The organism is Actinomadura miaoliensis (assembly GCF_039536785.1).
GTDB classification, from domain to species: Bacteria; Actinomycetota; Actinomycetes; order Streptosporangiales; family Streptosporangiaceae; genus Spirillospora; species Spirillospora miaoliensis.
The window spans coordinates 1-13,321 of the sequence record NZ_BAAAZG010000052.1; the positions used below are offsets into that span (position 1 = coordinate 1).

11 protein-coding genes are annotated in these 13,321 nt (G+C 69.8%); 5 read left to right on the plus strand and 6 right to left on the minus strand.

The window, feature by feature from the left end:
* Positions 1-536: 536 nt before the first annotated feature.
* The 3 genes from ABD811_RS32835 to ABD811_RS32845 all read left to right on the plus strand — a co-directional run bounded on the left by ABD811_RS32835 (position 537) and on the right by ABD811_RS32845 (position 4,231).
* Positions 537-1,847, plus strand: coding sequence for a sensor histidine kinase (locus ABD811_RS32835; protein ID WP_344955569.1), 1,311 nt, complete (start codon positions 537-539; stop codon positions 1,845-1,847).
* 8 nt (positions 1,848-1,855) lie between these two features.
* Complete coding sequence (locus ABD811_RS32840) at positions 1,856-2,512, plus strand: response regulator (protein ID WP_344955570.1); 657 nt, start codon at positions 1,856-1,858, stop codon at positions 2,510-2,512.
* 102 nt (positions 2,513-2,614) lie between these two features.
* On the plus strand, positions 2,615-4,231 hold the full coding sequence (locus ABD811_RS32845; protein ID WP_344955572.1) for a carboxylesterase/lipase family protein: 1,617 nt from the start codon (positions 2,615-2,617) through the stop codon (positions 4,229-4,231).
* Between the two features lie 222 nt (positions 4,232-4,453).
* Here ABD811_RS32845 and ABD811_RS32850 read toward each other — a convergent pair whose 3' ends face one another.
* The 4 genes from ABD811_RS32850 to ABD811_RS32865 all read right to left on the minus strand — a co-directional run bounded on the left by ABD811_RS32850 (position 4,454) and on the right by ABD811_RS32865 (position 9,237).
* On the minus strand, positions 4,454-5,656 hold the full coding sequence (locus ABD811_RS32850) for a right-handed parallel beta-helix repeat-containing protein (protein WP_344955574.1): 1,203 nt from the start codon (positions 5,654-5,656) through the stop codon (positions 4,454-4,456).
* 1,054 nt (positions 5,657-6,710) lie between these two features.
* Positions 6,711-7,346: a DUF1579 family protein gene (locus tag ABD811_RS32855; protein ID WP_344955576.1), complete on the minus strand. Its 636-nt coding sequence runs from the start codon at positions 7,344-7,346 to the stop codon at positions 6,711-6,713.
* Positions 7,347-7,967: 621 nt separating this feature from the next.
* Positions 7,968-8,825: an NAD(P)H-binding protein gene (locus ABD811_RS32860; RefSeq protein WP_344955578.1), complete on the minus strand. Its 858-nt coding sequence runs from the start codon at positions 8,823-8,825 to the stop codon at positions 7,968-7,970.
* Positions 8,826-8,832: 7 nt separating this feature from the next.
* Entirely contained in the window at positions 8,833-9,237 is a 405-nt protein-coding gene (locus ABD811_RS32865) for a hypothetical protein (protein ID WP_344955580.1), read from the minus strand.
* A 224-nt stretch (positions 9,238-9,461) separates the two neighbouring features.
* Here ABD811_RS32865 and ABD811_RS32870 point away from each other — a divergent pair, with 224 nt between their 5' ends.
* Positions 9,462-11,279, plus strand: coding sequence for a sensor histidine kinase (locus ABD811_RS32870; RefSeq protein ID WP_344955581.1), 1,818 nt, complete (start codon positions 9,462-9,464; stop codon positions 11,277-11,279).
* Here the strand turns inward: ABD811_RS32870 and ABD811_RS32875 are convergent.
* A complete protein-coding gene (locus ABD811_RS32875) occupies positions 11,205-11,810 on the minus strand; it encodes a response regulator transcription factor (protein WP_344955583.1) in 606 nt (201 codons plus the stop codon). The genes ABD811_RS32870 and ABD811_RS32875 overlap by 75 nt on opposite strands.
* A 96-nt stretch (positions 11,811-11,906) precedes the next feature.
* On the opposite strand from ABD811_RS32875, the gene ABD811_RS32880 reads away from it, so the two are divergent.
* On the plus strand, positions 11,907-13,073 hold the full coding sequence (locus tag ABD811_RS32880; protein ID WP_344955585.1) for an HNH endonuclease signature motif containing protein: 1,167 nt from the start codon (positions 11,907-11,909) through the stop codon (positions 13,071-13,073).
* On the opposite strand, the gene ABD811_RS32885 is transcribed toward ABD811_RS32880, so the two are convergent.
* Positions 13,068-13,304: a hypothetical protein gene (locus tag ABD811_RS32885; protein ID WP_344955587.1), complete on the minus strand. Its 237-nt coding sequence runs from the start codon at positions 13,302-13,304 to the stop codon at positions 13,068-13,070. The two genes, ABD811_RS32880 and ABD811_RS32885, sit on opposite strands and share 6 nt — an antisense overlap.
* Positions 13,305-13,321: the final 17 nt, after the last annotated feature.

Sequence of the window (13,321 nt, forward strand, 5' to 3'; positions counted from 1 at the left end):
CCGCGCCGTCCTCTCGGCCGCCGCCGCGCTCCGCGCGCCCTCGACCGCCTCGGCCCCCGCCGCAGCGCCGGCCGCGCCCGCCAGCGAGGCCCGCAGGGCGTCACGCCGTCCGATCCCTTCGGATGTCATCCCGCTCCCTTCGGCGTCGTCGACGCCCATCCAAGAAGGGACGACATAAAGAAGATCGAAATCCGGGGGGCGCTTGCTCGTTCGCCCGGGGGATCCCGGATCCCTCACACGAGCGAAGTGCCCCCGCGTACCGGACGCCTACGCTGGCAACGCTTCGTCGACCAGGGGAGGCGCCCGTGCGCTCCAGCCCTTCCCGGATGCGGCGCCCTCCTGCAGGATGGCGCCGTACACCGCGGCGATACCCGCACCCCACTCCCCGAACCTCAGAGAGCCTCTGGCTTCGCATGCAGGGGCATAGGCGCCGGCCAGTGTCCTCACAGGCGTGGGGAGTCCCAGAGACGTGCGAACAGGTGCGGTGAGGGGCTCATCGCGGCGGCTGTGCGAATCTCGAGAAAGGTGGGTAGACGATGGGCTTGCGTGTGCCGCTGGGCCTAGGCGTGTCCCGGACCGATGCCGCCGTGGGGGCCGTCGTCATCCTGCTGACGGTCACGCCCGCGTTCGTCCCGCACGTGCAGCCGTGGTGGGTGGTGACGCTGGCGGTCCTGACGTCCGTGCCGGTGCTGTGGCGGAACAGGGCGATGTTCGCCGTGGGCGCCGTGGTGGGGGGCGCGATGATGACGCTCGCGCTCACCTACAAGGTGCTGCCCGACCCGCCCCTGCTGCTCCTGCCGTACGGCGTCCTGGTCTGCGTCTTCACGTTCGCGGCCCGCACGATGCCCCTGGTGCCGCGCGCGGTCGCCACCGCCGCCCTCGTCATCGGCGTGGTGGTGTCGCTCGTCGTCCCGCACGAGAACCTGGAGACGTCCCGCTACCTGGTCACCGCGGTCGTCGCCGCGTACGCGCTCGGGCTGGGCCGACGCGCCAGACGCTCCGCCGAGGCCGCCGAACGCTCGGCGGAGGCGGCCGAACGCGCGGCACGACTCGCCGAACGTGAGCGGGAACGCCGCCTCGTCGAGGAACGCGCCGCCGCCGTGGAACGCGAACGCACCCGCATCGCCCGCGACATGCACGACATCCTCACCCACTCGGTCGGGCTGATGGTCGTACAGGCCGAAGCCGGGCCGCTGGTCGTCCGCGACCGCCCGGCGCAGGCCGAGGCGGCGTTCGAGGCCATCGCGGAGACAGGACGCGACGCCATCGCCCAGCTCCGCCTCATCCTCGGCTCCCTGCGCGGCAACCCCGAAGGCAAGCCGCCCGTCCCACCTGCCCGGGCCGCATCCGGCCCGGCAATGGCGCAGCAGCCCGCCCCGACCACGCGACGAACGTCCTCCGCTACGTCCTCGCGCACGGCGCCGGCCACCACGCGGCACGCGACCCCTGCCAGAACCCAGCGCGCCGCCGTGATGCCCGGGCTGGACGGTATTCCGTCCCTGATCACCAACGCCCGCCGGGCGGGCCTGGACGCCGAACTCGAAACGCTCGGCGAGCCTTCGAAGGTCCCGTCCGACGTGGGCGTCGCCGCGTACCGCATCGTCCAAGAGGCGCTGACCAACACGATCCGGCACTCCGGCGCGCAATCCGTGCGCGTACGGCTCAGCTGGTCGCCCACCGTTCTGGAGCTCACCGTGACCGACGACGGCCCAGGCGCCGACGAAGAACCCCGCGAGGGACACGGCATCATCGGAATGCGCGAACGGGTGGCGGCCTGCGGCGGCACCCTGGACGTGCGCCGAGGACGGCCGGGTTTCGTCGTCACCGCAAGACTGCCGATCGGATGAAGGCCGACATGCTCCGCGTACTCATCGCCGACGACCAGGACCTCTTCCGCGGCGGCTTCGCCATGATCCTCAACGCGCACGACGACATCACCGTGGTCGGCGAGGCCGCCGACGGCGCCGAGGCGATCGCCAAGGCCGTCGAACTGGAACCCGACCTGGTGCTCATGGACATCCGCATGCCCGGCGTGGACGGCGTCGAGGCCACCGCCGAGGTGTGCCGCCGCACCACCGCCAAGGTGCTGGTGCTGACCATGTACGACGTCGACGAGTACGTCTACGAGGCGTTGCGCGCGGGAGCCAGCGGCTTCCTCCTCAAGGACGTGCGGCGCGACGACCTGGTGCGCGCCGTCCGGCAGGTGGCCGGGGGCGAGTCGCTGCTGGCCCCGAGCATCACCCGCCGGCTGATCGCCGACCTGGTCGGCCGGGGCCGCGCCCGCCCCGGGCTGAGCCGCCGCCTGGCCGAGCTGACCGAACGAGAAGTCGACACCCTCCGGCAACTGGCGAAGGGCCGCTCCAACGCCGAGATCGCCGCCGAACTGGTGGTCAGCGAGCACACCGTCAAGACCCACGTGAGCAACGTGCTGACCAAGCTGGGCCTGCGCGACCGCGCACAAGCCGTCGTCTTCGCCTACGAGTCCGGCCTCGTGGTCCCCGGCGACGCCTGATCTCCCTCACGCGAGGGAGACGCACATCGCCCTTTCCGGCGATCCGGCCGAGCACCCCGAAGCCCGAACCTCGCAGCAGCCTTCGAACACAGGAGACTGCTCATGCGAAAAACCGCCGCACTCGCAGCGGCCGCCGCCCTGCTGCTGACGTCCGCATGCTCGGCGTCGGCAACGTCCGTCGCCGCGTCGAGTCACGCGTCATGCGAGACGACGACGACCCTCGGCAAGATCAGCGGCGCCGCCCGCGACGGCCTCTGCGTCTTCCGCGGAATCCCCTACGCGGCACCGCCGACCGGAGACCGCCGCTTCCGCCCACCCCAGCCGGTCGCCTCCTGGCGCGGAAAGACGCTCCAGGCCACCAACGACAAGGCCGTCTGCCCGCAGGACCGCGACGGCCTGTCCGAGGACTATCCGGACGACCGTCCCGTCTACACCGACGAGGACTGCCTCTACCTCAACGTGTGGACGCCGCGTCCCGACCAGCGCAAACGGCCCGTCATCGTGTTCGTCCACGGCGGCGCCGCCCGCTTCGGCACCGCCAACGAGCCCCGCTACGACGGCTCGCAGCTCGCCACCCGCGGCGACGCGGTCGTCGTCTCCCTCAACTACCGGCTCGGCATGCTCGGCTGGACGGAACTGGGCGACCTCGACCCCGCCTACCGCGGCTCCGGCAACAACGGCCTGCGCGACCAGATCGCCGCCCTGACCTGGGTACGCGACCACGTGGCCGACTTCGGCGGCGACCCCGCGAACATCACGGCCGTCGGCGAATCGGCGGGCGCGTTCTCCCTCAGCGCCATGCTCGCCACCGCCCACCCCGAGCGGCTGTTCCGCCGCGTCGTCCTCCAAAGCGGCAGCGGCGCGCTCGTCCAGTCCGCCGCGTACAAGCGCCGGATGGCCGCGACCCTCCCCGTCAAATCCATCGACGAACTGCGAAGCATGCCGGTCGCCCGGCTCCTCGAGATGCAGGAGAAGACGATCGAAACCGCCTCACCAGGCGTCCTCGGCGCCCTGCACTTCGGCCCGTACGTCGACGGCACGCTCGTCCGCGGCCCGGTGACGGAACGCGTCGCCGCCGGCAACGCCCGCCGCGTCGACATCCTGCTCGGCACCACCCAGGACGAAATGAACTTCTTCGGCCAGCTGGGCCCCGACGCCATGCGCGCGATCGCCGCCCAGTACCAAGACGTCTTCTTCCCCCGCGAACTCGCCGCGCGCCGCGAACAGATGACGTCCGTCTACCGCAGGGGACGCTCCCCGCTCGACGCCTCCCTCGCGATGTTCACCGACCAGGGAATGCGCGTCCCCGCCCTCCGCCTGGCCGAGGCCCAGAGCCGGTGGCGCCCCACCTACGTCTACGAGTTCGGCTGGCGTCCCCCGTCCGGCTTCGGAGCCGTGCACACGATCGAACTGCCCTTCATGTTCGGCACGTTCCGCTTCAACGGCATCCTCGGCGGCGCCGAAGGCTTCGCCGCCGACCGCGCCCGCCTCACCACCCTCTCCGATCAGATGCTCGACGCCTGGACGACCTTCGCCCGCACCGGCACCCCGAACAGGCGCCGTAGCAAGGCGTCCTCCCGCCCGTACTGGCCCGCGTACCGAGCACCACAACGCGCGACGATGATGTGGAACACCTCGTCGACCATCGCGAACGACCCACGCGGCAACGAACGAGCCCTCTGGAACGGCTACTCCTTCCCCCCGTTCGACCTGCCCTGACACCTCTCCAGGCCGCGCTCTGGTGACGCCCACGCCGCCGTGACCGCACGATGCGCGGCGCCTCGGAGGCAGTGCTCCCACACCAGGTCGTAGGCGTACCTCGGCTGCGCTCAGCCCTCCGCCTGGCGTGCCGGGCCGGGCCGCCGGCTACTCCCACCCGGCGGCCCAGCCCGGCGATCAACGAACACCGCACCGTCTGGCCGGCCACGGCGTCCGCCGAGTTCAGAGCCGCGCCCCCAGGTCCGCCCCGTTCTTGGGACGCAGGAACTCCGAGGGCCGAATCGACCCGTCCGCATTCCGCGGCCCGGTGATGACCGAGGCGTCCGTGCTCACCAACGACGCGTCGTTCCAGGTGCCGCCCAGGTTCCACGAGTTGCCGCTGCCGCCCGAGTTCGACCCCAGCGAAACGGCCGTGCCGTTGCTCGCCGACAGGTTCCTCGTCAGCGTCGAATCCGAGTCGGCGAAGTCGAAGCCGTTGCCGGGGTTCTTCCAGGCCGTGCTGCGCTCGATCGTCAGAGAGCCCGGGTTCCCGTTGTCGATGAACCCGGCCACGGCGTTCTGCCAGGCCATGCTGTTGCGGACGATGTGATTCGCCGCCGGATCCGGGTCGCCGCCGCCCATCTTGAACCCGTTGCCGTCACCGGTGTAGTCGGGCAGGTTCCACCGATTGAACCCGTTACCGTACGCGACACTGCCCTCAATCCGGATCGACGACAGGAACTCCCACGCGTCGAACCCGTCGTCGGAGTTGTTCCACAACCTGGCGCCGCGCACGACGTTCCCCGTGCCCGACCCCTCCTTGATGGCCAGGCCGTCGGCGCTCTCCCCGTTCTTGCGCGGATCCCGGTTCCCGTAACTGTCCAGGTTGATGATCTGGTTGTTGCCGGACGAGCCCTGCAGGTGGAGCCCGCTCTCGTAGTTGTCCCTGGTCGTGAGCCGCTCGAACACATTGTTGCCGGCGTCCAGCCCGAAGATCCCGTACGGCCCGTGGACGATCTCCAGCCCGACGACCCGCCAATAGTCACCCTCGATGTGCAACGCGCCCCGCTGCGCCCGCGGAATGCTCGACCCCACCGCACCAGGCGTGTACGGCATGTTCTCCCCGTCGATGACGACCCGCTCACTGCCGTAGGCCGTCAACGTGATCGGGGCACTCGCCGACCCGTTCTTGTTCAACTGGACGTTGGCGCTCGGCGCGTACGTCCCACCCCGCACGTAGATGGTCGTCCCCGCCTGCGCCAGGTCGACCGCCTTCTGAATCGTCGCCAACGGCTGGGCCTGCGTCCCCGGATTACCGTCACTGCCGCTGGTCGCCACATACAACTCACTCGCCGCCTGCGCGGACGTCGCCCCCACCGAGACGACCCCCACCGCCGCCGCCGCGAGCACCGACCCCATCACGCCGACGCCCCGGAGAAAAGCCATGCTCCACCTCTCCGCCTTTGGTACGGGCGCCCCAGGCTAGGGAAAGCGCTTTCCAGCGACAACCCCTGTTTTCACACCCATTCACAGCACCCCCGCCACCTGCCCCCCACGCCATCCACACTCCGCCCCGCCCAGACACGCTCTGCCCCAGCAACCCCCGCACAACGAGCCCAACCTCGTGCCGGCCACCGCAGCCACCGCCCCCACCAGCAGAGCCCCCAACCACCACGCCGACACACTCCAGAAATTCAAACCCTCGCCCGACGGCAGAGCATGCAGCCCAACCGCAGGCGGTGACCGCAGCAGCCACGGCGACGCGCATGACGGTGGTGCCGTCGTGCAGGGAGTAGGGGTGAACGTCACGCCGGTCAGCCGCACCCGCCAGCCGAGCCGCCCAGCCACCACGCATGCGGTCCGGCCGCAGGCGGTGAGCGGGGCTGCCACGGTGATGCGCATGACGGTGGTGCCGCCTTCCCGGGAGTAGGGGTGAACGCCACGCCGGTCAGCCGCACCCACAATCGCCCCCCCAGCCACCACGCGGACGTATGCGGTCGAGTCGCAGGCGGTGAGCGGGGCGGCCATGGTGATGTGCATGACGGTGGTGCCGCCGTGCAGGGAGTTGGTAGTGACGTCACGCTGGTCAGCAGCGCGGCGGTGTGCGCCAGGACGCGTCCGGTCGTGCCGTGCGGGGCCGGGTGGTGTGCCAGGGCCGCGACTAGGGACGCCACGACCAGGGCCACTCCCCCCCGGTGCCAGATGTGGTGCCCCTGGTCTCGTCCCATAGGTGCGCGACTCTCAGGGCAGAGCGACGCGTCCTGGGAGACCATCACTAACCCCAGCCCCCAGACGGGCCAGTCCCGTCCCTGTCAGCAGCATGACTTCGGCCGCCATCCCCGTAGTCGCCGGGTTCTCCGACGCGAGGGGATGACGGCCAGGTCTAAGTCAATGTGATCAACGGTGTGCCGGGCCGGGCGGTGACGCGCACGACAGCCGGCGGCGGATAGAGGCGCGGCGGCCTGCTCAGCCGCCGCCGAGCCGACTCACCCGCGTGGCCTCATCCGACCCTCCGTGTGTAGATGACGCGGTCGACGAGGCGTTCGCTCTGGCCGGGCGGGGTGAAGTAGAGGTCGAAGCTGTGGCGACCGTCTCTCGCGATGGTGATGACCGTGCGCATGGCGATGGTCTTGCCGAGGTAGTCCGGGCCGAGCACGCCGGGATCGGTGAACGTGCCGGGGATGGACAGCACGGACGAGGTCCCGGCGACCGGGGCGCCGCGGTAGGTCATGGCGGTCGGCGTGACGCTGTCGAAGGTGGTCCACTCGTAGCGGCGGTCGATGTTGGAGAAGCCCAGGATTCCGACCCGGTAGTAGCGGTTGCCGCCGAGAGTCCCCTCGGTCTTCTCCTCCAGGAAACGGCCGCCGGTCTTGCTGATCCAGCGCATCTTGACGGTGATGTCACGGGACACGATCGGCTCGCCCCCGGACCCCAGGATGTAGTTGTACTTGACGGCCTTCCAGGTGCCGACCAGCGGGTCGAGAGCTCGGTGGTACGCGCCTGGGGTGAGGTTGTCGGCGGGGGCGGCGGATACGTGCCGCGCGGTGGGCTGGTACTGGACGGACGCACCCGCCGCGCCGGTCAATCCGACGACCAGGGCCGCCGCCGCGGCGGTAACTGAAATCCTCTTGAGCACGGCTGTTCAACTCCATGATTCGGTTTCGTGGGGTGACGACAGCGGTCGCCACGTGAGGGCGAGAAGGGCGCGGACAAGGCCGCTCGAATGGGCCGCTCCGACGAACAGCCCTGACAGAACATCCCGGAAGAACGTCTCGGCAGGACGTCCCGGCAGAACGTCTGGCAGGACGGCCCCGGTAGAACGGCCCTGGCAGGACAGCCCCGGCCGGACGTCTCGGCAGGACGTTTCCGGACGGGCAGCCCCGGTTGGGCAGCTCTGGCAGGACGGCCCTGCCAGTACGTTTCGGCCGGACGTCCCAGCAGAACGTCCCAGCAGGACGACCTCGGGAGCACGACCCCGGGAGGACGGCCCGGCAGGACGGCCCAAACGACGGCCCAGCAGGACGGCCAAGAGCTGCACTGGCAGGCCGGCCCCCGGAAGGACGGCCCCACCAGAACGGCCCCGGAAGGGCAGCTCTGGCGGAACGTCCCAGCAGGACGACCTCGGGAGGACGTCCCGGCAGAACGTCCCGGCAGAACGCCCAGGCAGGACGGGCCCACAAGGGCAGTTCTGGGAGGCGGGCTCCGGCTGGGTGGCTTGGACGGGACGGCGTCGGTGAAGTGGTCGGGCAGCGACGGTTTATCGAACTTGAACGCGGTCCGTGGGCGATGAGTCGAAGTCGTGAGCATGGGCCCTCGCCCACTGCTCGAAGGTGCGGGCCGGTCGGCCCGTCACGTCCTCGACGTCCGGGTGGATCTGCGACTCGTCGAGTGTGCCGTCGCGGTTGAAGCGGAAGAAGGCGTCGACGTACTCGGAGGGCATGCTCTTCTCCATCTCGACGCGGGCCTCCTCGTCCGGCAGGCCTACACAGCGCAGGTCCCGGCCGAGCACCGTGGCCAGAACGGCGATCTGGTCGGCGGGCAGCAGTGCCTCCGGGCCGGTCAACTCATAGACCTGGCCCTCGTGCCCACCGCTCGTCAGCGCCCGCGCCGCGACGGCTGCTATGTCGCGCGGATCAATGCAGGCGGCCGCCACATCCGCAAACGGCACACGCACCGTATCTCCCGCCCGCAGTTGCGGCACCCAGCGCAGCGCGTTGGACATGAACGACCGAGGCCGCAGGAACGTCCAGGGCAGTCCGGACTCGCGGACGGCCCGTTCGGACAGCGTCATGTAGCGGGAGATCGCATTGCTCATGTCCGCGAGCGCGGCCGATCCGCCGGACAGCAGCACCACCCGCCGCACACCCGCGTCGCGGGCCCGAGCCAGCAACCCGGGCATGTCCGCGTATCCCGGCAGAAGGAACATCCCGCGTACGCCCCTGAACGCGTCGGTCAGCCCGTCGGGCTCGTTGAGGTCGCCGCCGACGGCTTCGGCGCCGTCCGGCAACACGGCGTCCGCCCTGCGCACCAGTCCGCGCACCGGTGCACCGAACTCGTTGAGCGCGCCGACGACTTCCGACCCGACATTGCCTGTCGCGCCTGTGACCAGGAACATCCCTCTCCTAGAGTTCTCGGACGAGCCCGGCCGAGAGCGCGACGAGCGCCACGGCGATCAGCAGGGCACCGACACGCGTCAGCGTCGTGCCGAAAGATCGTGCGCCCGCCTGGCCGACCCCGAGGTGAACGAAGAATCCGCCCGACTGGGCGAGCACCCCGGCCAGGAGCACCGCACCGAACGCCCATTCCAGACCGTTCGAGTAACCCGCGCGGGGCAGGTAGAGCCAGTAGACCAGCGTCAGCACCAGCAGGATCCCGGCGTGCGCGTGCCCGGCGCGGAAGAAACGTTCGCGCAGCTCGCCCAGCCTGCCGCCGTCCGTGGTGATGAACTTCAGCAGCGCGTGCCCGCCGAACTCCACGGTGACGATCGACAGGAGGGACGCGACCGGCATCACCTGGGTCGGCTCCATCAGCCGTCATCGCCTTCCGCTTCCGCCGCAAGCGGTGTGACCGTCTCCATCCGCACGCCCTTTCGTCCCGGAGTGATGGTTCTGCCAGGAGGAAAGGCTGGCAACGGGCTCAGGCCCCTCGGTAGTGTCCCTGTCATCGGGCGGGTGTGCATTTGTCATGGTTTCGCGGGGGAGGCCGGGTGGAGCATGCTCGCGACCGGCTTCCGCTTCGGCCGGCTCGGGGCATGCTGTGGGCGTCTCTCGGCATCCTGATCTACATCCGCGTCGCGAGCGGGATCACCGGCGGCTTCTGGCCGTCGGGCGTGCTGCTCGCCATGGCCTCGTATCCGCCGCTGATCGTGCTCATGGCGCCGTGCCGTGGCCAGGCCTTCCGCCATGTGCTGCTGGCCGCCGTGGTGCTGCTGTATCTCCTGCCGTTCCCGATCGTCGGGTTCGAATGGGACTGGATGCCGTGGACGGTGGCCGCGGCCGTGCTCTGCGTTCTGCCCGCACGGTGGGCGTGGCCGCTGTTCGTCATGGTCGTGGGCACCGCCGGCGTGGTCGCCGCGCTGCTGGGGTACGGGGCCTACTGGGCGATCTGGTACATGATCGTCACGGCGGACGACGGCCTCATCGTGTTCAGCGTCGCCGCACTCGTCGGCACGGTGGAACGGCTGGCGGGCGCCAGGGAGGAACTGGCCCGCCTGGCTCTGCTCCGGGAGCGCCTGCGACTGGACGGTGAGCTGCGCGACGTTCTCGGTGGGAGACTCCAGGCGATCGCGTTCCGGATGCGGAAGGCGGCGAGGCAGGACGCCGCCGACGCCCGCCACGAACTGGACGCGGCGACCGAGCTCGCCCGGGAGACCATGGCCGAAGTCCGGGCCACGGCGGGCGCCTACCGTGGCGGCCCCGTTCCCGGCTATCCGGCACAGGTCGAGTCACCGGCCCTGGCGCGTCACGTCCTGCTGGCGGTGCTGGTCATCCAGTGCGTGCTCGCGACGACGAACCTTCACTTCATCGAGCGGGTGAACCCGCTGACCCTCGCCCTCGGCGTCCTCGGCCTCACCGCGATCGTGGTGTTGCAGATGATGCCGCGCACCCGGGTGACGTTCGTCGCGCAGTCGGCGCTGATCCTGCTGCCGCTCGCGGTCCTCCCCGGATCGTGGGATCGAGTACTGAGCTTCTTCAGCGGTTCGGTCCTCCTCAGGATGCGCCCGCCCCGATCATGGCTGATCGTCGGCGTCACACTGGCCGGGCATCTGGCCGTACTCCTCGCCTACACCAACGACAACGTGGCTAACGCCCTGGCGAGCTTCGGTGGCCACGTCATGCTCATGTGGCTGGTGTACTCCCTCGGACGCCTCACCGAGCTGGCCACCGTCCTCGAACGGACACGTCACGACCTCGCCGAGGACGCGGTTCGGCGGGAGCGGACCCGGATCGCCCGCGACCTGCACGACGTTCTCGGGTACAGCCTTTCGGCCGTCGCACTCAAGGGCGAGGTGGCGGGACGTCTCCTGGACACCGCACCCGACCGTGCCAGGACCGAGCTCGCCTCGCTCATCGCGATGGTCGAACAGACGATGGCCGAGCTGCACTCCATCGTCGGCGGCCGCGTCCGGCTCACCCTGACGACCGAGATCGACGCGGCCCGTCAGATTTTGCGATCGGCCGGAATCGAGACGACGACACACGTGCGAATCCCCGCGTTGCCGGACGAGGTCGACACCGCGCTGGCCACCGTCCTCCGCGAGACCGTCACCAACGTCCTGCGGCACAGCCAGGCCGGGACCTGCGCCATCACTGTCTCGCAGGACTCCGGAACCGTGCGGCTACAAGTCGTCAACGACGGCGCCAAACCCCCCGCTGCCCCGAGTGAGCCGGAGCGACCCAAGACCGGCCTCCGCAACCTCGCCCAGCGAACCGGTGGCCGGCTGACCGCGGGGCACCGCCCCGGCGACCTGTTCGAGGTGGTCGCCGAGTTCCGGTCAGATCCAGCCCGACTCGCTCGCGATCCTGATGGCGTCCACCCGGTTCCGAGCGCCCAGCTTGACGACGGCTGAGCTCAGGTAGTTGCGGACGGTCCCGTACGTCAGAAAAAGACGCTCGGCGATCTCCATGGGCTGGGCGCCGGTCGCCGACATGCGCAGCACCTCGGTCTCCCGATGGGTGAGCGGGCTCTCCGGTGCCTGCAACGCGGCCAGGGCCAGATCCGGATCCACCACGCGCCCACCGGCCGCGACGGTCCTGATCGCGTCCGCGAGCTCCGCCGGCCGGATGTCCTTGGGGACGAACGCGTCCACCCGGGCACCGAGCGCGCCGCGCAGCGTGCCGGGCCTGGTGATCGCCGTGAGGATCACGACGCGGCAGTCGGGCAACCGCTCCCGCAGCTCGGCGGCCGCCGAGACCCCGTCCTGCCCGGGCAGCCCGATGTCGATCACGGCGACGTCAGGCCGATGCTCCAGCGCGGCGGGGACGATCTCCCCGCCCGCGGCCACCTCCGCGACGACCTCCATGTCGCCCTCCAGCGACAGGAGTTCGACCAGCGCTTCGCGAAGGATCGTCATATCCTCCGCGATGAGAACTCTGATCACGCAGTCTCCGCACAGCCAGCCGCCCGCCGACCGCGGACGCCGCGTCCCCGCAGGATATAAGCAAAACTGTCGCAACCCGGGCATACCATCCCACCCATGAACCTCTCAGCGATCACACGCGACGCGATCCTCAACGCCGTCGCCGAATGTGACCGCCTGGGACAACAACGCTTCCTGGCCCAGTACGGCTACGCCCCCTCCCGCAACTACTGGCTCCACCACAACGGCACCTACTACGACTCCAAAGCCATCGTCGGCGTGGCGTACCGGCACGTCTCGGGGAGGCCCCTGGCAGCCGACGACTTTTCCGGCGGCCGGCAGACCGTCGGCCGCCTCCTCACCAAGCTGGGCTTCGAGGTGACCATGGACAAAGCATCCACCCCTCACCAGCGACTCCTCACAGCAGTCAAAGGACTGCGTGTCGCGGGCACCCCCGACGGACCCGCCCGACACCAACCCCTCACCCTCCTCTGGGCCCTGGGCCGCGCCGCCCACCGCCGCCCCCGCCTCGTCTCCTGGCAGGACTCACACACAGAACTACGTGGCCTTTTCCTCCAGTACGGCCGACCGAGCTCAAGACCAAGACCGGAGTTCCCCTGGTTGGCTTTGACGCGCACCGAGCTGTGGGAACTCCAAGGCCACACCGGCGAAATCCCTCCCGCCAGCGGCGAGCCGATCAAGTGGCTGGAACACCACAACCCCCACGGCGGCCTCACCACCTGGGCCTACGAACTCGCCGCCACCTCCGACACGGCCCGCGCCGCCGTCATCACCGAGCTAGGCCACCGCTTCTGGGACGGCCCCTGCCCCGAGCCGCTCCTCAAGAACGTAGGCCTCCTGCCGACTGGCCCCGTCCGTCCACCAGCGCAGCCACCAAGCCCGGTCGAGGAGTACCTACGCCTCTGCCAAAAGATCGAAGCCGCCGAAGCCCGCGGCGACCACAACCGCACGACGACCAACACCCGCACGCAGCCCGTCCGATCCGACGACTCGCGGCGAGCAGTCCTCCTCCGCAGCAACGGCCGCTGCGAGAACCCCCTCTGCGCCGGCCAACCCGACGATGTCACCGACTCCGGCGATCCCATCCTCGAGATCGACCACATCGACGACCGCTCAACCTGGGGCCGCGACCACCCCGAACACATGATCGCCCTCTGCCCCAACTGCCACGCAATCAAAACAAGAGGCCGCTCCCGCGAGACTCTCCGCCCCCTCCTCCGCACCGAAGCGAGGAGTCGCCACACCGCCTGGACATCGCTATGACAGACCTGGAAAGGTCTCCTTGATGATCCGCAGGAGCTCAGCAGCCGCCACGCGATCGAGCTGCAGTGTCTGGCTCGTCTTCTTTTCTGATTGACGAGCGTCCGACCCATACGTGCTGAGCTGCAGTAGGTCACCGGCGGGAGTGGTCACCTTCTGGTAGCCGCACTCGACCTCAGTGGGATGGGGCTTTGACGAGTTGGTGGTCTCGAAAAATTCTCTGATGCGTGCCACGTGTACATAATGCCCGT